Here is a 22,667-nt window from a genome sequence, read left to right as displayed (position 1 = left end):
GAAAGGACGAGCAAGCGTGAGCCTCGCTGCAGCTCAAGCAAAATTGCGGGCCTACCGCGACAAAAACTATAAAAGAAGTTAAGCTAAATTAGACCGTTTTCATGGAGGGGATATTGGAACGACGGCTGAGCGCAATTCTCGCTGCCGACGTCGTGGGCTACAGCCGTCTGATGGGGGTCGATGAATCCGGAACTCTTCAGGCGCTCAATCGTCACCGCTGTGAACTGATCGATGTCAGGATCTCCGACTACAAGGGCCGGACTTTCAAGCTGACAGGCGACGGAATGCTTGTCGAGTTCCAGAGCGTTGTGAATGCCGTTGCCTGCGCCGTCGAGATCCAGCGAAACATGGCGGCCCGCAATGAGGGCGTGCCGAAGGAACAGCGCATCGAGTTCCGCATCGGCATCAACCTTGGCGACGTCGTTCTCCAGGACGGCGATGTCTTCGGCGATGGTGTCAACGTCGCGGCCAGGCTGGAAAAGCTTGCGCAGCCAGGTGGCATCTGCGTGTCGAGCTCCGTCCGCGACCAGGTCGGCACGCGCCTTAATGTCGGCTTCGACCTGCAGGGCGAGCATGCACTGAAGAACATCAAGCAGCCGGTGCAGGTCTATACGATCGACATCAACAAGGGTGCCGGCAGCAGCCGTGCGGCAACGCAACGCCGCAACACCTGCTTCATCGCCGTTCTGCCCTTCACCAACATGAGCGGCGATGCCGATCAGGACTATTTCTCCGACGGCATTACCGAGGACATCATCACCGACCTCTCGAAAGTGTCGAGCCTGCATGTCGTGTCACGCCACACCGTCTTCACCTACAAGGGGACGTCGGTCCGCATCAAGCAGCTCGCTCAGGAGCTTGGCGTCCGCTATGTGCTGGAGGGAAGCGTGCGGATGGCAGGCAACCGCGTGCGCATCTCCAGCCACCTTATCGACACCAGCAACGGCGACCACCTCTGGGCCGACCGTTATGATCGCAACCTGACAGATATCTTCGCCATCCAGGACGAGATCGCCAATTCGATCGTCGGCCAGCTGAAGATCCGGCTGCTGCCCGAAGAAAAGAAGGCAATCGCCGAAGAGCCGACGGCCAATGTGGAGGCCTATACCTATTACCTGCGCGGCCGGCAGCTCTCCCATACCTGGACGAAATCATATCTGCTGCTTGCCCGCCGCATGTTCGAAAAGGCCGTCGAGCTCGACCCCGATTATGGCCGCGCCTATGCCGGCATCGCCGATTGCGATGCGGCGATCCGCGATTGGGATCCGGGCAAGGTCTCGGTGCAGCAGATCCTGACGGCGAGCGCCCGGGCACTCGAGCTCAATCCCGATCTCGCCGAAGCCCATGCCTCGCGCGGCCTTGCGCTGCACCAGAACGGTCAGCGGGAACAGGCAATCGAAGCTTTCGAGCGAGCCTTGAGCCTGGATCCGAACCTCTATGAGGCGAACTTCCACTATGCCCGCTTCTTCTTCATGCATGGCGACTATGCCAATGCCGCGCATTATTTCACCCGCGCCGCCCATATCCGCACCGACGACTACGTCTCCCCGATCCACCTGATGAGCGTCTACCGGTCGATGGGGCGTCCGGCCGATACTGAGAACTGGGCGAAGCTTGGCATTCTCCGGGCCGAACGCGCCGTCAGCCTCAATCCGGAAAATTCCGGCCCGTCGCATCGCGGCGCGCTCGCGCTCGCCCATCTCGGCGACAGGGCACGCGCCCGCAACTGGGCAGCGCGCGCGATTGCCATCGATCCGAACGACATCGTCGCGCAATACAATCTCGCCTGTGTCTATTCCGTCCTCGGCGACACCGACGAGGCCCTTGCCCTGCTGGAAAAGCTGCTGCCGCGCAGTTCGGTCTATCACATCATGTGGTTCGAGAACGATTCCGACCTCGACAACATCCGCTCGGACCCGCGATTCCACCGGCTGCTGGATGCCGCCCGCAAGGAACAGGAGGCTGCACGTACAGCGTGAGAATGAGCACGGCCGATGATGACAGCGGCGCACCCGCCCTGTAATCTTGTTTTCCAACAAGGAAACATCCGTGCGCATCCTGCTGACCGAAGACAATGTCGCGCTTGCCGATGGCCTGTCTGCGATCTTGCGCGGGACGGGCCATGCGGTCGATGTCGTTCATGACGGCGCCTCGGCAAACGCGGTGATCGCCGCCGAGAATTTCGATCTCGTCATCCTCGATCTGAACCTGCCTGAAATGGATGGCCTTGAGGTGCTGCGCAACATGCGCGCCCGTCAGAGCAAGGCTGCGGTGCTGATCCTGACGGCCCGCGGCACGCCGGAAGAGCGGGTCCGCGGACTCGATCTCGGCGCTGACGACTACCTCATCAAGCCCTTCGACATTGCCGAATTCGAGGCCCGCGTCCGCGTCCTCCTGCGCCGTCAGGCAGGGCTGCATTCGGCAACCGTCATCTACGGTCCTGTTTCCTTCGATCTCAATTCCCGCACATTCTCGGCAGCCGGCGTGCAGATCGATATCCCCGCCCGCGAACTCGGCCTGCTCGAAATCCTCTTCATGCGCGCCGGCAAGGTCGTCGCCAAGGAAGCGATCATCCAGTCGCTGACCGCCTTCGACGACGACATCTCGGCCAATGCCATCGAGCAATATGTCAGCCGCCTGCGCAAACGGCTCGCGCCTTACGGCCTGACGGTGAAGACGGCCCGCGGTATCGGCTATTATCTCGACAAACTGACCGAGGCTGCATGAGGGCCGCCTATTCGCTGCGCCGCAGGCTGCTCTTCTGGCTGCTGATCTCGACTGCCATCATCGGAACGCTGGCGCTCGCCGACACCTATCGGGAAGCAATCCAGACATCCAATATCGTCTCCGACCGCGTGCTCGCAGGTTCCGCACTGGCGATTGCCGAACGGGTTGTCGTGGCCGAAGACGGTACGCTTGAGGTCGATATCCCCTATGTGGCCCTGGAAATGCTGACCTCGGCCGCCCAGGACCGCGTCTTCTACCGCGTCGACGGACCGCCCGGAGAATTCATCACCGGCTATCAAGCCTTGCCCGCACTCGCCGATACGCAAGGCGAGGTCGCGGGCTTCGCCGATGACACGTTCCGCGGCGAGCCGATCCGCGTTGCCACCTTGAGGCGGTCGGCCTCCACCGGCATCCGCTCCGTTCCCTTCTCGGTGACGGTTGCTGAAACCACCATCGCCCGCCGCCAGCTTGCCCGCGCCATCCTCTTCCGCTCGGCGCTGCGGCTTCTCTTCATGATCGCGGGCGCCGCCGTCATCGTCTGGATTTCGGTTACTGTGGCACTCCGCCCGCTCTACAAACTCCGCGACGCGATCGGCGAGCGCAGCCCCGACGACCTGCACCCGATCGAGCAACTGGTACCGAGCGAAGTCGAACCGCTGGTCGATACGGTCAACAGCTTCATGGTCCGCCTTCAATCGGCGCTCGAAGCTCTGCGCAATTTCACCGGCAACGCCAGTCACCAGCTGCGCACGCCGCTGGCGATCATCCGCACCCAGCTTGCGCTCTCGGTGCGCGCCGCAACGCTTGACGAGGCGCATCGCTCCGCCCTCAAGGGTGATCAGGCCGTCGCTCATGCCGAGCGCATCCTCGCCCAGTTGCTGCTGATGGCAAAGATCGACGCGGCGGCGGCAAAGGAAGCGCTCACGGCTTCGGCGATCGACCTTGCAGCAATCGCGCAGGAGATCACCGGCGAACTCATCCCGACCGCGGCAGAAGCCGGTATCGACCTTGGCTTTGAAGGCGAAGGTGTAGCAATGATCCGCGCTGAGCCGCTGCTGATCGGTGAGCTGCTGCGCAATCTGACCGGCAACGCCATTGCATATGCCGGGAAAGGCGCTGAGGTCACGGTCAGGATCATCAGCGACAAGGATTCCGTGCGGCTGGAGATCGAGGACAACGGTCCCGGCATTCCGCCGGAGAAATTGGATGCCGTGCGCCGCCGCTTCTCGCGCGGTAACGACTCGGCTGCGCCGGGCGCCGGCCTCGGTCTGCCGATCGTCGAAGAAATCGCCAATCTCTTCAATGCGAGCCTGTCGCTTGGCAGTGCCTCCGGCGGCAAGGGCCTGACGGCTTCGGTGACATTCGCGAAAGCGTCGTAAACACTTTCAGCCGTTAACCTTTGCGCCTTGCATTCTTTCGCTGCATTGCACACTATCCCCTTGGGAACAGCAAAGCCGTGCAACGACGCGGCGCCGGATAAGGCGAAATATGTCGATCAAGGCCAGCATCTATCATTTGACGCACTATAAATATGACAAGCCGGTCCGCCTGGGGCCGCAGGTCATCCGCCTCAAACCGGCCTCGCATTCGAAGACCCGCGTCCTCAGTCATTCGCTGAAGGTCACGCCGTCGAACCATTTCGTGAACCTGCAGCAGGACCCCTACGGCAACTATCTCGCCCGCTACGTTTTTCCGGACCCGGTCACCGAATTCAAGATCGAAGTCGATCTCGTCGCCGACATGACAGTCTACAACCCCTTCGACTTCTTCGTCGAAGAGGAAGCGACGAGGTGGCCCTTCGATTATCCCGAAACGCTGCGCGAAGATCTCTCGATCTACATGAAGCCGGAAGAGCCCGGGCAGCGGCTGAAGGCCTTTCTGGAGACGCTCGACTATACGCCCGGCCAGCCGACGGTCGATATGGTCGTTGGCCTCAATGCCCGCCTGCAGCAGCAGATCGGCTATGTCATTCGCATGGAAACCGGGGTGCAGACGCCCGAGGAAACGCTTGGAAGCGCGCTTGGCTCCTGCCGCGACACCAGCTGGCTGCTCGTCCAGATCCTGCGCCATCTCGGCCTCGCCGCCCGCTTCGTCTCCGGCTACCTGATCCAGCTGGCGCCCGATCTGAAGGCGCTGGACGGCCCGTCGGGAACCGAAGTCGATTTCACCGACCTTCATGCCTGGGCTGAGGTCTATCTCCCCGGCGCCGGCTGGGTGGGCCTGGACCCGACGTCGGGATTGCTGACCGGCGAGAGCCACATCCCCCTGGCCGCGACGCCGCATTTCCGCAATGCCGCGCCGATCACCGGCGGCTATTTCGGCGAAGCCAACACCGAATTCGGCTTCGACATGAGGGTGTCTCGCGTCGCCGAGCACCCGCGCATCACCAAGCCTTTCTCCGATGAAAGCTGGGACGAACTGAACGCGCTCGGCGAGACAATCGACCGCGTCCTCCAGGCGGAGGACGTTCGCCTGACCATGGGCGGCGAGCCGACCTTCGTCTCCATCGACGATTTCGAATCCGAGGAATGGAATACCGACGCCGTTGGCCCGACCAAGCGCGAAAAGGCCGATGTGCTGATCCGCAAGCTCCGCGAGCGCTTCGCCCCCGGCGGCTTCCTGCACTATGGCCAGGGCAAGTGGTATCCGGGCGAAAGCCTGCCGCGCTGGACCTTCTCGCTCTACTGGCGCAAGGACGGTCTGCCGATCTGGCAAAATCCCGATCTCATCGCAACCGAAGGCACGGATGCCGGCGTCACCGCCGACGACGCCGGAAAGCTTCTGACGGCGATCGCGCGAGAACTGACGATCGAGCCGGAGATGGTTCTGCCCGCTTACGAAGACCCGGCCGAATGGATCGTCAAGGAGGGCAGCCTCCCCGAAAATGTCGATCCGTCCAATTCCAAGCTCAAGGACCCCGAAGAACGCAACCGCATCGCCCGCGTCTTCGAGCGCGGCCTGACGGTCGCGACCGGCTATATCCTCCCGGTTCAGGCCTGGAATTCCAAGGCATCGGGCCAGCGCTGGGTCAGCGAAAAGTGGCGCACCCGCCGCGGCAAGATCTTCCTCGTCCCGGGTGACAGCCCGGTCGGCTACCGGCTGCCGCTCGGCACCCTGCCCTACGTTCCGCCGTCACGCTATCCCTATATCCACACCGCCGACCCTTCGATCCCGCGCCAGCCGCTGGCGGATGTCGTGGTGCCGGCAGGCCGGGCAATGCCGGAAGCCTCGCGCCAGACGGATGACAGCAGCCAGGCGCGTGTCGAGCAGACGATCGGCGAGATCGGCGGCGCAGTGCGCACCGCCATGTCGGTCGAACCGCGCGACGGCAGGCTTTGCGTCTTCATGCCGCCGGTCGAGCGCATCGAGGATTATCTCGAGCTGATCGCCGCGGCGGAAAATGCCGCCCGCGAACTAAACCTGCCTGTTCATATCGAGGGTTACTCGCCGCCGCAGGACGAACGGATCAACGTCATCCGCGTCGCGCCCGACCCTGGTGTCATCGAGGTCAACATTCATCCGGCCGCGAACTGGCAGGATTGCGTCGACATCACCACTGCCGTCTACGAGGAAGCGCGCACCACAAGACTTGGCGCCGACAAGTTCATGATCGACGGCCGCCACACCGGCACCGGCGGCGGCAACCATGTCGTCGTCGGCGGCGCGAACCCCGGCGACAGCCCGTTCCTGCGCCGTCCCGACCTGCTGAAAAGCCTGGTCCTGCACTGGCAGCGGCATCCGTCGCTATCCTACCTCTTCTCCGGCATGTTCATCGGCCCGACCAGCCAGGCGCCGCGCATCGACGAGGCCCGCCACGACAGCCTCTATGAACTCGAGATCGCCATGGCGCAGGTGCCGATGCCGGGCCATGGCGTCACGCCGCTCCCATGGCTGGTCGATCGCCTCTTCCGCAACCTGCTGATCGACGTGACCGGCAACACCCATCGTGCCGAAATCTGTATCGACAAGATGTTCTCGCCCGACGGACCGACGGGGCGGCTCGGCCTCGTCGAGTTCCGCGGTTTCGAGATGCCGCCCAACGCCCGCATGTCGCTCGCCCAGCAGCTACTGGTCCGCGCCCTGATCGCCCGCTTCTGGAAGAACCCGGCCGATGGCGGCTTCGTGCGCTGGGGCACCTCGCTGCACGATCGTTTCATGCTGCCGCATTTCGTCTGGGCCGACTTCATGGATGTGCTGGCGGATCTCAGAGAAAACGGCTTCGATCTCAGCCCGGAATGGTTCAAGGCGCAGCTCGAGTTCCGCTTCCCCTTCTGCGGCGGGGTGGAATACGAAGGCTCGAAGCTCGAAGTTCGCCAAGCATTGGAGCCCTGGCATGTGATGGGCGAAGAAGGCGCGATCGGCGGCACGGTCCGCTATGTCGACAGCTCCGTCGAGCGTCTGCAGGTTCGTCTCGAAACCAGCAACAGCGCCCGCTACACCGTGACCTGCAACGGCCGTACCCTGCCGCTGACCCCAACCGGCACGTCGGGTGTTTCCGTCGCTGGTGTCCGCTACAAGGCCTGGCAGCCATCGTCGGGCCTGCATCCGGTATTGCCGGTCAACACGCCGCTGACCTTCGACATTTATGATACATGGTCGAAGCGTTCGATCGGCGGCTGTATCTACCATGTTGCCCATCCGGGCGGCCGCAACTATGACACCTTCCCAGTCAACGGCAACGAAGCGGAAGCACGGCGGCTTGCCCGGTTCGAGCCGTGGGGACATACCGCAGGCGGCTTCATTCCGCGTGCCGAAACGGGTTCGCAAGAATTCCCTCTGACGCTGGATCTCCGGCGTCCGGCAGGGCTTTAGGCTAGGTTTTAATGGGCAAGAAACCGGCAACGGAACGCAAGGCAATCGATCCCCGCAGCGCCAGCGATGCGGCTCTCGACTATGCGCCCTTGCCCGGCGTTGCCGACGAGATGGTCGACAACACAGGTGCGATCCGCCCCGTCTGGCAGCGCTTCCTCTCCGCCTTCGGCCGCGTGCCCAAGCCAGAGCTCGCCGAACGCTTTGCCCGTGCCGACCGCTATCTGCGCGATGCCGGCGTCTTCTACCGGGCCTATGGCAGCAAGGGCACCGGCGAACGCTCCTGGCCGCTGTCGCATATTCCTGTTCTCATCGATGAGCGCGAGTGGCAGCAATTGTCCGCAGGCCTCGTCCAGCGTGCCGATCTGCTCGAAGCGATCGTTGCGGATATCTACGGCAAGAACACGCTGGTGCAGGAAGGCTTCCTGCCGCCCGGCCTCATCGCCTCGAACCCGGAATTCCAGCGGCCGCTGGCGGGCGTGAAACCGGCAACCGGCCACTACCTGCATTTCTGCGCCTTCGAGATCGGCCGCGGCCCGGATGGAAACTGGTGGGTACTGGCAGACCGCACGCAGGCGCCATCAGGCGCCGGTTTCGCGCTGGAGAACCGTGTTGCGACGACCCGCGCCTTCTCCGACGTCTATGCCGAAACACCGGTGCACCGCCTCGCCTCGTTCTTCGGCGCCTTCCGCGATACACTACAGACGATGAAGCACTCCGGCGACGACCGCATCGCCGTCCTGACGCCAGGCCCGGCAAACGAGACCTACTACGAGCACGCCTATATCGCCCGCTATCTCGGCTTCATGCTGCTTGAGGGCGAGGACCTGACTGTCGTCAACGGCCGTATCATGGTGCGCACCGTCGCTGGCCTGAAGCCGATCGGCGTGCTCTGGCGCCGTCTCGACAGCGCCTATGCCGACCCGCTCGAACTAAACCAGAATTCGCATATCGGCACCCCCGGGCTGCTCGATGCCCTGCGCGCCGAAACGGTGACGATCGTCAACGGCCTCGGCACAGGCATTCTCGAAACCCGCGCGCTGCTGGCCTTCATGCCGACCATCTGCCGCCGGATCCTCGGTGAGGACCTGCAGCTGCCGTCGATCGCCACCTGGTGGTGCGGGCAGAAAAGCGAGCAGGAGCATGTGGCCAAGCATCTCGAAAAGATGGTTATCGGCCCGGCCTTCTCGCGCGCACCCTTCTTCGACGACGACGGCGAATCCGTGCTGGGGTCATCCCTGCGCGCCACGGCAAAGGACTCGATCTCCGACTGGCTGAGCAGCGATGGCCCGAAGCTCGTCGGCCAGGAAGTCGTCACGCTCTCCACCACGCCGGCCTGGGTCGGCGGCAAGCTGACGCCGCGGCCGATGTCGCTGCGCGTCTTTGCGGCACGCACCGCAAATGGCTGGCAGATCATGCCCGGTGGCTTTGCCCGCATCGGCGCCAGCGACGATGTCGCGGCGATTGCCATGCAGTCCGGCGGTGCCGCCGCCGACGTCTGGATCGTCAGCGACAAGCCGGTCGAGCGCCACACGCTGCTGCCCGCCGAAGGCAGCTTCACCCGCAACATGCCGGGCAGTCTGCCGAGCCGCGCCGCCGACAATCTTTTCTGGTTGGGGCGCTACATCGAGCGCGCCGAAGGGGCGCTGCGCATCCTGCGCGCCTGGCACGCCCGCTACGCCGAAGCTGCCGACCCGGACCAGCCGCTGCTCGCTGATGTTTCAGAATATCTGGCGGCGCTGGACATCGACACCGAGGAACCGGTGCCGGAAACGCTCTTGCGCAACATCGACAGCGCCGTCTATTCCGCCAGCAACATCCGCGACCGTTTCTCGCCGGACGGCTGGCTGGCGCTGAACGACCTTGCCAAGACCGCCCGCCGCTTCCGCATGACGGTGGCCGCCGGCGACGACGCCAGCCACGCGATGACCATCCTGCTGCGCAAGCTCGCAGGCTTTGCCGGTCTGGTGCACGAAAACATGTACCGCTTCACCGGCTGGCGCTTCCTGTCGCTCGGCCGCTACATCGAGCGCGGCCTGCATCTGACCCGGCTGCTCGGCCATATGTCCGGCCCTGAGGCGCCCGACGGCGCCCTCGACATGCTGCTTGAGATCGGCGACAGCGTCATGACCCACCGACGCCGCTATAACGTCAACACCGCGCGCCTGACCGTCACCGACCTTCTGGCGCTCGATCCGCTCAACCCGCGCTCGATCCTCTTCCAGGTGAATGAGATCCACCGCGAGGTGGAGCAGCTGCCGAATGCCTTCATCAACGGCCAGATGTCGCCCTTCTACCGCGAGGCCATGCGCCTCCATTCCGGCCTTGCGGTGATGACGCCCGAGACGATGAGCGGCGACGTCTACAAGAAGCTCGAGCGCGAGCTCGAAGCGCTCTCCGATCTTCTCGCACAAACCTATCTGGGGTGACGCCGTGCTTTACGACCTCACGCTTCACATGGGTTACAGCTACGACAGCCCGGCCTCCGGCGCCCGCCACATCATGCGCCTGATGCCCTTGTCTCTGCCTGACCGGCAGCGTCTGATCGCCGGCTCGATCACCATCTCTCCGTCGCCGGACGAGCAATCGCATTTCACCGATTTCTTCCGCCATCCGTCGACCTCCTTCCTGCTGCGCTCGCCGCATGAGACGCTGGATATCCGCATGCAGGCCCGCGTGCAGGTGGAAAGCCATTCGATCTCGGCGGATTTCTCGCCGACGCTGTCAGGCCTGCCGGAAGAAGTGGCAGGCATCTGGTCGCTCGAACCGGAATCCCCCCATCATTTCCTGGGCGACAGCCCGCGCCTGACGGCAACCCGCGCGATCTCCGACTATGCCCGCGAGAGTGCTGCACCAGAGCGCACCGTGCTGCAGATCGCCACCGCGCTCTGCGCCCGCATCAACAAGGATTTCACCTACGACACCGAAGCCACCACGGTGGACTCGACGCCGCTCGACGCCTTCAAGCTGAAACGCGGCGTCTGCCAGGATTTCTCGCATGTGATGATCCTGGCGCTCCGCAGCCTCGGCATTCCCGCAGGCTATGTCTCCGGCTTTCTGCGCACCATCCCTCCCGCAGGCAAGGAGAGGTTGGAAGGCGCAGACGCCATGCATGCCTGGGTGCGCGTCTGGTGCGGCGAAACGCTCGGCTGGGTCGAACTCGATCCCACCAACAACATCCCCGCCAGCACCGACCACATCGTCGTCGCTTACGGCCGCGACTACAGCGACGTGGCCCCCGTGATCGGCGTGCTGAAGAGCTATGGCGGGCAGCGGGCGGTGCAGGCGGTCGATGTGGTGCCGCTGAAGCAATGAGATGTGCACAAAATAGAACGCTTTGCTCTATTTTTACCGAGTTCGTAAGGCAATTAACAACTTAATTGATGCAGAGATTTGCTACCACAACCTTTTTGGCAAGGTAGCAACCATGAAGCCGTCATCATATTTCAAGCATTCGAAGATCGACGAATTGCTCCACGACCGGGGTGGGAACTTCGCGATGATGACCGGTCTTCTCGCCGTCCCGCTTATACTCGCGGCCGGCGTGGCTGTCGATTATTCCATGGCCGCGATGGAACGAACAAATCTGCAACAGATCGCCGATGGAGCGGCACTGGCCGGCGGCAAGATTTTCGATGGTACCAACCTCTCCGATGCCCAGGCTGCGGCGAAATCTTTCATTACGTCCTACGCCGACAAACTTCCGAAGGACGTTGCCTTCAACATCACAGCTAACGGACGAACGCTGCAGGTCGCGATGACCGGGACGGCAGCAACTTCCTTCATGAAATTCGGCGGCTTTAATTCGACCGCCGTTGGCGTAACCTCGGCAGCGATCAGTCCATTGAAACCCGAAAAGGTGACGTTCACGCCGACAAAGGCCCAAGGCTATTGGTATAAGCAGGTATCGGTGCGCGTCGTCCGCGAGGGCAGTACCGCGGAAACCGTTCTCGCTACGGTCGAATATACCACGACGACCCATGCGAATAGTGGCAGTGGCACAATGGTTGTTAAGCCGTCGTCTCAAATCGACCTTGGAAAATACACCAAGCTGGTACTTCAGATGGATATCAAGAAAGACGGCTGCCCGCTAAAGAAGCGCGCGGTCGTCAATGGCAATGACGTCAAATGCGAAAGCGACAGCGCCCAGACCTACAACAAGTACGATGCCACCATGCGCACCGACAATCCGCAAACGACCAACTACCTTTTCGTCGATGGTAAACAGCTTCCGCAGGGAGTTACTCAACCGCTTGAGTCCTATTTCGGCTGCTCAAAACCGCAGAGCCATGCATGGGAGGACGGCGGCGGCTGGGAACGTCAGGATTTCTTTTATACCGTTTCATCCGAGTGCAAGGCCGCCGACGGAGACTATGTACGGCTGACGCAATAAAGGCTGCCATAAATATTAACGCGGCAAAGTTCAATCTGCCGCAATTTCGCGAAGAACAGACGTTTCATGAAGTAGCGAATGTATCGAAATCTTGAGATCGTTATAATTCTAACGATCATCTTAGGGACTGCGGTAATAATTCGGCGATAAGCATGAGGTCAGCATAATTTTCCTCTTGCTTCTAGGTGACATGATGTCTCCCATTTCATTAGTGCATGCGCGCGCAAAACGCATGCTACGCGACCGGTCCGGCAATTTCGGCATGATGACCGCCATACTTGTTCCGGTAGCTCTTGGTGCCGCAGGCGTCGCGGTCGATGTATCCAACACCGTCAATTCTCAGCGTCAGCTTCAGGAAGCTGCAGATTCCTCTGCCCTGGCGACCGCCGCAGCCCTTGCTGATGGAACGCTTGCGATCACTGGCGCGAGCGCATTTGCCAAGGATTTCGTGGCCGGGCAGATGTCGAACTACTTGCTGAACAACAACGTCGCGGCGACCGGCATCAAGGACAGCGTGAAGGTTACAGTCGATCAGGCAACCTCCGGCAAATCGACGACCTATAACGTCAACATCACCACAACATACAATCAACCCCTGAGTGGCCTCGCCAACTTCTTCGGCGTCAAATCCACCAATATCGGGGCCGCCAGCGCCGCACAAAGCGGCTCCGGTCCGGACCAGAATGCTCGCAATGCGCTCTCCATGGTTTTGGCGCTCGACGAGTCTGGCTCCATGGCGCAGGACACCGACACCGTGGAAAGCAAGACCTGCACGCGCACCAACAAAAAGGGCGAATGCAAGGAGTACACGACGACCTACGTATCCAAGATAGCGGCTCTCAAATCTGCCGCAGGGGCGCTTTTTGACGCACTCGACGGGGCCGACAAGGACGGAGATCTGGTCCGAACGGGCGCCGTCTCATACACCCACATTGTCATGGGCCAAACGTCACCGATTATGTCCTGGGGCACGGCAGCCGCACGTAAATACGTAGCAGGCATGCCCTCCGTGCCCGCAGGCGGCACGGATGCCAACGGCGCGATGGTGATTGCCGACAACGCTGTCAGAAAGCCGACTGATGGAAGCGATGCCGAAACCAAGGCGCATGCCGCCAAAAAGAATATGACGTCAGACAGATATCTGGTTCTAATGAGCGATGGCGAGATGACGGGCTATAGCAACACTTGGAACTCGTCCCTTGACCAGAAAGTTCGCGACAAGTGCGATGCTGCCAAGTCTGATGGCATCACCATTTTCACTGTTGCATTCATGGCGCCCGATAAGGGCAAGAAGTTGCTACAGTACTGCGCATCGTCGGCTGGCAGTTACTATGAGCCAAACACGATGGAAAAACTCGTGAAAGACTTCCAAAATATCGCTCAGACCGCAATGAAGACGACCACCCGGTTGATCAACTAGATACTGCTGTCGCCCGAAATTACAAAAGCCGCTCCGGAACAAACCGGGGCGGCTTTTCGTTGTGTGCTAATCCCCTGTATCAAATCGGGAAAATCGATTGAAATCAAGTCCCGGGGTGAGGGCGAAGGTGAAGGTTCCGCAAATTTTTGCTTTGGTTAAATCCTTTGTTGCAAGTGCTTGGTAACGGTGCATAAACTGACAGTATTCGTGTGTGCGACAAAGCGATTACCTCAGGCATAACATACTGAAATCAAATCAAAATTGGCGAGACCTGACGATGACAACAGCTTCCAAGCCGACCATCCCCTCCCCCGCTCCTCGCAGCTCCCGGCCTGAAATTCTTGCGGAAGAAATTATTGAGCGCCTCACCTACCGCATCGGCAAGGATGCCAAAGTTGCCAAGCCGCACGACTGGCTGACCGCCACGATCCTCGTCGTCCGTGACCGGATCATCGACAAGTGGATGGAATCCACGCGCAAGGTCTACTCCACCGGCGACAAGCGCGTTTATTACCTATCCCTGGAATTCCTGATCGGCCGCTTGATGCGCGATGCCATTTCCAACATGGGATTGATGGAGGAAGTCAGCGACGCGCTGACCTCGCTCGGCGTCGATGTCAACGTCATTGCCGGGCTGGAACCGGATGCCGCACTCGGCAACGGCGGCCTCGGCCGTCTCGCTGCCTGTTTCATGGAAAGCATGGCAACGGTCGATGTCCCTGCCTACGGCTACGGCATTCGCTATGTCCACGGCCTGTTCCGCCAGCAGCTTGCAGACGGCTGGCAGGTCGAGCTTCCGGAAAGCTGGCTCGCCCACGGCAATCCGTGGGAATTCGAGCGCCGCGAAAGCGCTTACGAAATTGGCTTCGGCGGCACCGTTGACGTCGTCGGCGATCATGACGGCGAGCCGCGTTATGTCTGGAAGCCAGCAGAGCGTGTCATCGCCGCCGCCTTCGACACGCCGGTCGTCGGCTGGCGCGGCAAGCGCGTCAACACGCTGCGCCTCTGGTCGGCCCAGCCGATCGATCCGATCCTGCTCGATGCCTTCAACGCCGGCGATCACATCGGCGCGCTCCGCGAAAGCAACAAGGCCGAAAGCCTGACCCGCGTTCTCTACCCGGCCGACGGCACGCCGGCGGGACAGGAGCTGCGCCTGCGCCAGGAGTTCTTCTTCTCCTCCGCTTCGCTGCAGGACATCCTGCGCCGCCATCTTCAGCAGTATGACGATTTCACGTCACTGCCGGACAAGGTGGCGATCCAGCTGAACGACACGCACCCTGCCGTCTCGGTGGCCGAGCTGACGCGTCTGCTGTGCGATGTGCATGGCCTAGATTTCGAGCAGGCTTTCGAGATCGTCCGCGGCACGATTTCCTACACCAACCACACGCTGCTGCCGGAGGCGCTGGAAACCTGGCCGATCCCGCTCTTCGAGCGCCTTCTGCCGCGCCACATGCAGCTGATCTACGCGATCAACGCCAAGGTTCTTCGCGAGGCCCGCCGCGAGAAGAACTTCTCCGACACGGAAATCCGCTCGATCTCGCTGATCGACGAAAGCGGCGACCGCCGGGTGCGCATGGGCAACCTCGCCTTCGTGGGCTCGCACTCGATCAATGGCGTCTCGGCCCTGCATACCGACCTGATGAAGGTCACGGTCTTTGCAGATCTGCACAAGCTCTATCCTGATCGTATCAACAACAAGACGAACGGCATCACGCCGCGCCGCTGGCTGCAGCAGTGCAATCCGGGCCTGACAGGCCTGATCCGCGAAGCGATCGGCGACGAGTTCCTCGATGATGCCGAAAAGCTGAAACCGCTCGAAAAGTTTGCCACCGATCCGGCATTCCAGCAGAAGTTCGCGGCCGTCAAGCGCGCCAACAAGGTGGCTCTATCCAACCTTGTTGCGAGCCGCATGGGCGTGAAGCTCGATCCGTCTGCGATGTTCGACATCCAGATCAAGCGCATCCACGAATATAAGCGCCAGCTGCTCAACGTCATCGAAGCCGTGGCACTCTACGACCAGATCCGCTCGCATCCCGAGATGGACTGGACGCCGCGCGTCAAGCTCTTCGCCGGCAAGGCGGCGCCGAGCTATCACAACGCCAAACTGATCATCAAGCTGATCAACGACGTCGCCCGCACGATCAACAACGACCCGGCAGTCCGCGGCCTGCTGAAGGTCGTGTTCGTGCCGAACTACAACGTCTCGCTGGCCGAAGTCATGGTTCCCGCGGCCGATCTGTCCGAGCAGATCTCCACCGCCGGCATGGAAGCCTCCGGCACCGGCAACATGAAGTTCGGCCTCAACGGCGCACTGACGATCGGCACGCTTGACGGCGCCAATGTCGAGATGCGCGACAATGTCGGCGAAGACAACATCGTGATCTTCGGCCTCCAGGCCGATGAAGTGGCGAAGGTGCGCAGCGACGGCCACAATCCGCGTGCGATCATCGAAAGCTCGCGCGAGCTGTCGCAGGCGCTTGCCTCTATTGCCGGCGGCGTGTTCTCGCCGGACGACCGGAACCGATATGCCCAGTTGATCGACGGCATCTATTCGCACGACTGGTTCATGGTCGCTGCCGATTTTGATGCCTATGCCGCCGCTCAGCGCGAGGTGGACCAGATCTGGAACAACAAGTCCTCCTGGTACACCAAGACGATCAACAATACGGCGCGGATGGGTTGGTTCTCGTCTGACCGCACGATTCGGCAATATGCCGAGGAAATCTGGAGAGCTGGATGAAAACGCCGAAAACTGCCCCTGAGGTAAAGGGTCCCTGGGAAATTTCGGCAGACGAAATCGCGGCGATCCTCGCTGGTTCGCACGCAAATCCATTCGCCGCGCTCGGCGTCCATCAGGCCGGCGATGGTTTCGCAGCCCGTTGCTTCATTCCCGGTGCGGAAGAAGTGACGGCAATGACACTCGACGGCACCGCCGTCGGCGATCTCAAGCAGCTTCATCCGGACGGCTTCTTCGCCGGACCGGTGAAGCTCACCAAGCAGCAACCGGTCCGCTATCGCGCCCGCCGCGGCGATGCCGAATGGGCGGTGACCGATCCTTACAGCTTCGGCCCGGTGCTCGGGCCGATGGACGACTATTATGTCCGCGAAGGCTCGCATCTGAGACTTTTCGACAAGATGGGCGCGCATTGGATCAAGCATGAAGGCGCGCAGGGCATCCACTTCGCGGTCTGGGCACCGAATGCGCAGCGTGTCTCGGTCGTCGGCGATTTCAACAACTGGGACGGCAGGCGCCACGTCATGCGCTTCCGCTCAGGCGCCGGCATCTGGGAAATCTTTGCGCCCGACGTACCGACAGGCGTTCCCTACAAGTTCGAAATCCGCGGCAACGACGGCGTATTGCTGCCGCTGAAAGCTGACCCCTTCGCACGCCGCAGCGAGCTGCGTCCGAAGACGGCTTCCGTCACCGCCCCGGAGCTGCTCCAGGATTGGGATGATGAAGCCCATCTCAAGCACTGGCGCGAAACCGACAAGCGCCGCCAGCCGATCTCCATTTACGAGGTTCATGCCGGTTCATGGCAGCTTCGCCAGGACGGTACGTTCCTGTCTTGGGACGAGCTTGCTAACACCCTGATCCCCTATGTCGTCGATATGGGCTTTACCCATATTGAGTTTCTGCCGATCACCGAACATCCCTATGACCCCTCCTGGGGCTACCAGACGACAGGCCTCTATGCGCCCAGCGCCCGCTTCGGCGAGCCCGAAGGCTTTGCCCGCTTCGTCAACGGCTGCCACAAGGTCGGCATCGGCGTCATTCTGGATTGGGTCCCGGCCCATTTCCCGACGGACGAACACGGCCTTGGCTGGTTCGACGGCACGGCGCTCTACGAGCATGAGGATCCGCGCAAGGGTTTCCATCCGGACTGGAACACGGCGATCTACAATTTCGGCCGCACCGAAGTCCTGTCCTATCTCGTCAACAATGCGCTCTACTGGGCCGAGAAATTCCACCTCGACGGCCTGCGCGTCGATGCGGTCGCCTCGATGCTCTATCTCGACTATTCGCGCAAGCACGGCGAATGGATTCCCAACGAATATGGCGGCAACGAAAACCTCGAGGCGGTTCGCTTCCTCCAGGATATGAACACCCGCATCTATGCCGAACATCCAGGCGTCATGACCATCGCCGAGGAGTCCACCTCCTGGCCAAAAGTCTCCCAGCCTGTCCATGAGGGCGGCCTCGGCTTCGGGTTCAAGTGGAACATGGGCTTCATGCACGACACGCTGAGCTACATGAAGCGCGAGCCGGTTCATCGCCAGTTCCACCACAACGAGCTGACCTTCGGCCTGCTCTATGCCTATTCCGAAAACTTCGTGTTGCCCCTGTCGCACGACGAAGTGGTGCACGGCAAAGGCTCACTGATCGCCAAGATGCCGGGCGACGACTGGCAGAAATTTGCGAACTTGCGCGCCTATTACGCTTTCATGTGGGGATATCCCGGCAAGAAGCTGTTGTTCATGGGCCAGGAATTCGCGCAGTGGAGCGAATGGAGCGAGGCGACGTCGCTCGACTGGAATCTCCTGCAATACCGTATGCACGAGGGCATGCGCCGCCTCGTCCGCGATCTCAACTTCACCTACCGCTCGAAGCCGGCGCTGCATGCCCGCGATTGCGAGGGCGAAGGTTTCGAGTGGCTGATCGCCGACGACCAGGAAAATTCGGTCTTCGCTTGGCTGCGAAAGGCGCCGGGACAGAAGCCTGTTGCTGTGATCACCAACTTCACACCCGTTTATCGCGAAAACTACGCTATCCGCCTGCCGCTTGAGGGGCGCTGGCGGGAAGTTCTGAACACCGATGCCGACATCTACGGCGGCAGCGGCAAGGGCAATGGCGGGCGCGTGCAAGCCGTCAATGCCGGCGGCACCATCGCCGCCACGATTACCTTGCCGCCATTGGCGACGATCATGCTTGAACCTGAGACTTGAAGACTGGTGGGAGGAGTAGACTATGGTAGAGAAGCGCATTCAGCCACTTGCCCGCGATGCAATGGCTTACGTTCTGGCGGGCGGTAGAGGAAGCCGTCTGAAGGAACTCACCGACCGCCGCGCCAAGCCCGCGGTGTATTTCGGCGGCAAGGCCCGTATTATCGACTTCGCGCTGTCCAATGCGCTGAATTCAGGTATCCGCCGCATCGGCGTCGCGACGCAGTACAAGGCGCACTCCCTGATCCGCCACATGCAGCGCGGCTGGAACTTCTTCCGCCCGGAACGCAACGAGAGCTTCGACATCCTGCCGGCCTCCCAGCGCGTTTCAGAAACGCAATGGTATGAAGGCACGGCCGACGCCGTCTACCAGAACATCGACATCATCCAGGATTACGGCGTTGAGTATATGGTCATCCTCGCCGGCGACCATATCTACAAGATGGACTACGAATACATGCTGCAGCAGCATGTCGACAGCGGCGCTGACGTGACTATCGGCTGCCTCGAAGTGCCGCGCATGGAAGCCACGGGCTTCGGCGTCGTGCATGTCGATGAGACCGACCGGATCATCGACTTTGTCGAAAAGCCGGCCGATCCGCCAGCCATTCCCGGCAAGCCGGACAGCTCGTTTGCCTCGATGGGCATCTATGTCTTCCACACGAAGTTCCTGATCGATGCTCTCAAGCGCGATGCGGCCGATCCGAATTCCAGCAAGGATTTCGGCAAGGACATCATCCCCTACATCGTCAAGAACGGTAAGGCCGTCGCCCATCGCTTCGCCAATTCCTGCGTCCGCTCAGACTTCGAGAACGAGCCCTACTGGCGTGATGTCGGAACGATCGAAGCCTACTGGCAGGCCAATATCGACCTTACGGCGATCGTTCCGGATCTCGATATCTACGACAAGTCCTGGCCGATCTGGACCTATGCGGAAATCACCCCGCCGGCGAAGTTCGTCCATGACGACGAAAACCGCCGCGGCTCGGCAACCTCCTCGGTGGTTGCGGGCGACTGCATCATCTCCGGTGCCAGCCTCAACAAGAGCCTTCTCTTCACAGGCGTGCGCGCTAACTCCTATTCGAAACTCGAAGGTGCCGTCGTTCTGCCGAGCGTCAAGATCGGCCGCCGCGCGCAACTGAAGAATGTCGTGATCGACCATGGCGTCGTCATTCCGGAAGGCCTCATCGTCGGTGAGGATCCGATCCTGGATACCAAGCGCTTCCGGCGCACCGAGAGCGGCATTTGCCTGATTACGCAGCCGATGATCGATAAGTTGGATCTTTAAACATATGAAAGTCCTTTCGGTTTCGTCCGAAGTCTTCCCTTTGATCAAGACAGGGGGGCTCGCCGATGTGGCGGGCGCCCTTCCCATCGCCCTCAAGCGGTACGGCGTCGAAACGAAAACCCTCATGCCCGGCTACCCCGCCGTCATGAAGGCCATTCGCGATCCCGTCGTCCGCCTGCAGTTCGATGATCTCCTGGGAGAGCCAGCGACGGTTCTGGAAGTGCAGCATGAGGGTCTCGATATCCTCGTGCTCGACGCTCCCGCTTATTACGATCGCCCGGGTGGTCCCTATCTGGACCAGACCGGCAAGGACTACACTGACAACTGGCGGCGCTTCGCCGCCCTGTCTCTGGCCGGCGCTGAAATCGCCGCAGGACTGATGCCGGACTGGCGTCCCGATCTCGTCCACGCCCATGACTGGCAGGCGGCGCTGACGCCTGTCTATATGCGCTACTACCCGACACCCGAACTGCCGAGTGTCCTGACTGTTCACAACATCGCCTTCCAGGGCCAGTTCGGCGCAGAAGTCTTCCCCGGCCTCCGCCTGCCGCCCCATGCGTTCTCGACCGAGAGCATCGAGTATTACGGTCATCTCGGCTACCTGAAGGGCGGGCTGCAGACCGCCTGGGCAGTCACCACGGTGAGCCCGTCCTATGCCGACGAAATCCTGACGCCGGAATTCGGCATGGGGCTCGAGGGTGTCATCGCCAGCCGCCGCGATGCGCTGCATGGCATCGTCAATGGTATCGACGCCGATATCTGGAACCCCGCCACCGATCCCGTCGTCCACACCCATTACGGCCCAACGACGCTGAAGAACCGGGAAGAGAACCGCAAGTCGATAGCCGAATTCTTCCGGCTGCATGACGACGGCGCGCCGATCTTCTGCATCATCAGCCGCCTCACCTGGCAAAAGGGCATGGATCTCATCGCCGCAACGGCCGACGAAATCGTCGCACTCGGCGGCAAACTCGCGATTCTCGGTTCCGGCGATCCGGCGCTTGAAGGCTCGCTTCTGGCTGCCGCCGCCCGCCATCCCGGCCGCATCGGCATCTCGATCGGCTATAACGAGCCAATGTCGCATCTCATGCAGGCCGGCTGCGACGCCATCATCATCCCCTCGCGATTCGAGCCCTGCGGTCTGACGCAGCTTTACGGCCTGCGCTACGGCTGCGTGCCGATCGTTGCGCGCACAGGCGGCCTCAACGACACGGTAATCGATGCTAACCATGCCGCGCTTGCGGCTAAAGCTGCGACAGGAATACAGTTTTCTCCCGTCACGGCTGAGGGTATGCTACAGGCCATCCGCCGCGCGATGACACTCTATGCGGATCAAAAAGTCTGGACCCAACTGCAAAAGCAGGGCATGAAATCGGATGTCTCGTGGGAGAAGAGCGCCGAACGCTACGCTGCCCTGTATTCAAGCCTCGCCCCGAAAGGCAAGTGACAGAAAATGAACAAGTCCGTATCCACCACGCCCTTCCAGGATCAGAAACCCGGCACCTCGGGTCTCCGCAAGAAGGTCCCGGTCTTCCAGCAGCCGAACTATGCTGAGAACTTCATCCAGTCGATCTTCGATTCGCTGGAGGGATACCAGGGCAAGAGCCTCGTCATCGGTGGTGACGGACGTTACTATAATCGCGAAGTCATCCAGAAGGCGATCAAGCTCGCTGCTGCCAATGGCTTCGGCAAAGTCATCGTCGGCAAGGGTGGCATTCTCTCTACACCTGCGGCGTCCCACATCATCCGCAAGTACAAGGCTTTCGGCGGCATCATTCTCTCCGCCAGCCACAATCCCGGCGGTCCGACCGAAGACTTCGGCATCAAATACAACGTCAACAATGGTGGCCCGGCGCCCGAAAAGATCACTGACGCGATCTATGCCCGCACCAAGGTGATCGATAGCTACAAGATCGCCGACTTCGGCGACGTCAATATCGACCGCATCGGCAAGGAAGAGCTTCCGGGTGGCATGATTCTCTCGGTCATCGATTCGGTCGAAGACTATGCCGCGATGATGGAAGAGCTGTTCGATTTCGGCGCCATCCGCAATCTGATCAGCCTCGGTTTTCGGATCGCCTTCGATGCGATGAGCGCCGTCACCGGCCCCTACGCCAAGGAAATCTTCGAAAACCGTCTCGGGGCGCCGCTGGGCTCTGTCCGCAATTTCATGCCGCTACCTGATTTCGGCGGCCACCATCCGGACCCGAACCCGGTTCACTGCAAGGAACTCTACGACGAGATGATGGGCGACGATGCGCCCGATTTCGGCGCAGCTTCCGACGGCGACGGCGACCGCAACCTCATTGTCGGCCGCGGTATCTTCGTGACGCCGTCAGATAGCCTGGCGATCCTCGCGGCCAACGCGCACCTGGCGCCCGGTTACTCCGGCGGCCTCGCCGGTATCGCCCGCTCCATGCCGACATCGGGCGCGGCAGACCGCGTTGCCGAAAAGCGTGGCATCGGCATGTATGAGACGCCGACCGGCTGGAAGTTCTTCGGCAATCTGCTCGACGCCGGCATGGCCACGATCTGCGGCGAAGAGAGCGCCGGCACCGGTTCGAACCATGTTCGCGAAAAGGATGGCCTGTGGGCCGTGCTGCTCTGGCTGAACATCCTCGCTGTGCGCGGTGAAAGCGTTCAGGACGTCGTCACCCAGCATTGGCAGACATACGGCCGCAACTACTATTCGCGCCACGACTATGAAGCCGTCGATACCGATGCCGCAAATGGTCTGATCGACAATCTGCGCGCCCAGCTTCCTACCTTGCCCGGCAAGGTCTTCGGCAGCCTGACTGCCGAGAAGGCCGACGATTTTGCCTATCACGATCCGGTCGACAAGTCGGTCAGCGAGCATCAGGGCATCCGTATCCTGTTCAAGGGCGGCTCCCGCGTCGTCTTCCGTCTCTCCGGCACTGGTACGTCTGGCGCAACCCTGCGCGTCTATATCGAACGTTACGAGCCGGATTCGAGCCGGCACAACATCGAAACGCAGGAGGCGCTGGCCGACCTGATCGCCGCCGCGGAAGCCATCGCAGACATCCGCAAACGCACGGGCCGGGACGCACCTTCCGTCATCACCTGACCGG

At 61.4% G+C, this 22,667-nt stretch carries 13 protein-coding genes; all 13 read left to right on the top strand.

Annotated features, from left to right (window positions below):
* Positions 1-113: 113 nt before the first annotated feature.
* The 13 genes from J2X43_RS21390 (at position 114) to J2X43_RS21330 (ending at position 22,663) form a co-directional block, all read left to right on the top strand.
* Positions 114-1,979, top strand: a complete 1,866-nt coding sequence (locus J2X43_RS21390; RefSeq protein WP_112385559.1) for an adenylate/guanylate cyclase domain-containing protein — start codon at positions 114-116, stop codon at positions 1,977-1,979.
* A gap of 70 nt (positions 1,980-2,049) precedes the next feature.
* Complete coding sequence (locus J2X43_RS21385) at positions 2,050-2,727, top strand: response regulator transcription factor (protein WP_310296987.1); 678 nt, start codon at positions 2,050-2,052, stop codon at positions 2,725-2,727.
* Entirely contained in the window at positions 2,724-4,106 is a 1,383-nt protein-coding gene (locus J2X43_RS21380; RefSeq protein ID WP_310296985.1) for a sensor histidine kinase N-terminal domain-containing protein, read from the top strand. The genes J2X43_RS21385 and J2X43_RS21380 overlap by 4 nt, the downstream gene beginning before the upstream one ends.
* 109 nt (positions 4,107-4,215) lie before the next feature.
* On the top strand, positions 4,216-7,539 hold the full coding sequence (locus tag J2X43_RS21375; RefSeq protein ID WP_310296983.1) for a transglutaminase family protein: 3,324 nt from the start codon (positions 4,216-4,218) through the stop codon (positions 7,537-7,539).
* A gap of 11 nt (positions 7,540-7,550) precedes the next feature.
* Entirely contained in the window at positions 7,551-9,965 is a 2,415-nt protein-coding gene (locus J2X43_RS21370) for a circularly permuted type 2 ATP-grasp protein (RefSeq protein WP_310296981.1), read from the top strand.
* A gap of 4 nt (positions 9,966-9,969) precedes the next feature.
* Positions 9,970-10,851: a transglutaminase family protein gene (locus J2X43_RS21365; protein WP_310296978.1), complete on the top strand. Its 882-nt coding sequence runs from the start codon at positions 9,970-9,972 to the stop codon at positions 10,849-10,851.
* Between the two features lie 22 nt (positions 10,852-10,873).
* Positions 10,874-11,929 carry a pilus assembly protein gene (locus J2X43_RS21360; protein ID WP_310296975.1) on the top strand — a complete coding sequence of 352 codons (1,056 nt, stop codon included), beginning with the start codon at positions 10,874-10,876 and terminating at the stop codon, positions 11,927-11,929.
* Positions 11,930-12,122: 193 nt separating this feature from the next.
* Positions 12,123-13,349, top strand: coding sequence for a pilus assembly protein TadG-related protein (locus J2X43_RS21355; protein WP_310296972.1), 1,227 nt, complete (start codon positions 12,123-12,125; stop codon positions 13,347-13,349).
* 277 nt (positions 13,350-13,626) lie between these two features.
* On the top strand, positions 13,627-16,089 hold the full coding sequence (locus tag J2X43_RS21350; RefSeq protein ID WP_112516797.1) for a glycogen/starch/alpha-glucan phosphorylase: 2,463 nt from the start codon (positions 13,627-13,629) through the stop codon (positions 16,087-16,089).
* A complete protein-coding gene (gene glgB / locus J2X43_RS21345; protein ID WP_310296968.1) occupies positions 16,086-18,293 on the top strand; it encodes a 1,4-alpha-glucan branching protein GlgB in 2,208 nt (735 codons plus the stop codon). The genes J2X43_RS21350 and glgB overlap by 4 nt, the downstream gene beginning before the upstream one ends.
* A gap of 22 nt (positions 18,294-18,315) precedes the next feature.
* Positions 18,316-19,578, top strand: a complete 1,263-nt coding sequence (gene glgC, locus J2X43_RS21340) for a glucose-1-phosphate adenylyltransferase (RefSeq protein ID WP_310296965.1) — start codon at positions 18,316-18,318, stop codon at positions 19,576-19,578.
* Between the two features lie 4 nt (positions 19,579-19,582).
* On the top strand, positions 19,583-21,025 hold the full coding sequence (gene glgA, locus J2X43_RS21335) for a glycogen synthase GlgA (RefSeq protein ID WP_310296961.1): 1,443 nt from the start codon (positions 19,583-19,585) through the stop codon (positions 21,023-21,025).
* Positions 21,026-21,031: 6 nt separating this feature from the next.
* A complete protein-coding gene (locus J2X43_RS21330; RefSeq protein ID WP_112385568.1) occupies positions 21,032-22,663 on the top strand; it encodes an alpha-D-glucose phosphate-specific phosphoglucomutase in 1,632 nt (543 codons plus the stop codon).
* Positions 22,664-22,667 lie beyond the last annotated feature (4 nt).

This window comes from Rhizobium sp. BE258, from assembly GCF_031457345.1.
GTDB lineage: Bacteria > Pseudomonadota > Alphaproteobacteria > Rhizobiales > Rhizobiaceae > Rhizobium.
Note: the sequence above shows the minus strand (reverse complement) of the source record. Positions and strands in the feature narration are given on the sequence as shown.

Bases quoted from the DNA above. Each gene is read 5' to 3' on its own strand.
- J2X43_RS21370 (WP_310296981.1), top strand. From the start codon at position 7,551: ATGGGCAAGAAACCGGCAACGGAACGCAAGGCAATCGATCCCCGCAGC.
- J2X43_RS21380 (WP_310296985.1), top strand. From the start codon at position 2,724: ATGAGGGCCGCCTATTCGCTGCGCCGCAGGCTGCTCTTCTGGCTGCTG.
- J2X43_RS21375 (WP_310296983.1), top strand. From the start codon at position 4,216: ATGTCGATCAAGGCCAGCATCTATCATTTGACGCACTATAAATATGAC.
- glgA (WP_310296961.1), top strand. From the start codon at position 19,583: ATGAAAGTCCTTTCGGTTTCGTCCGAAGTCTTCCCTTTGATCAAGACA.
- glgB (WP_310296968.1), top strand. From the start codon at position 16,086: ATGAAAACGCCGAAAACTGCCCCTGAGGTAAAGGGTCCCTGGGAAATT.
- glgC (WP_310296965.1), top strand. From the start codon at position 18,316: ATGGTAGAGAAGCGCATTCAGCCACTTGCCCGCGATGCAATGGCTTAC.
- J2X43_RS21350 (WP_112516797.1), top strand. From the start codon at position 13,627: ATGACAACAGCTTCCAAGCCGACCATCCCCTCCCCCGCTCCTCGCAGC.
- J2X43_RS21355 (WP_310296972.1), top strand. From the start codon at position 12,123: ATGTCTCCCATTTCATTAGTGCATGCGCGCGCAAAACGCATGCTACGC.
- J2X43_RS21330 (WP_112385568.1), top strand. From the start codon at position 21,032: ATGAACAAGTCCGTATCCACCACGCCCTTCCAGGATCAGAAACCCGGC.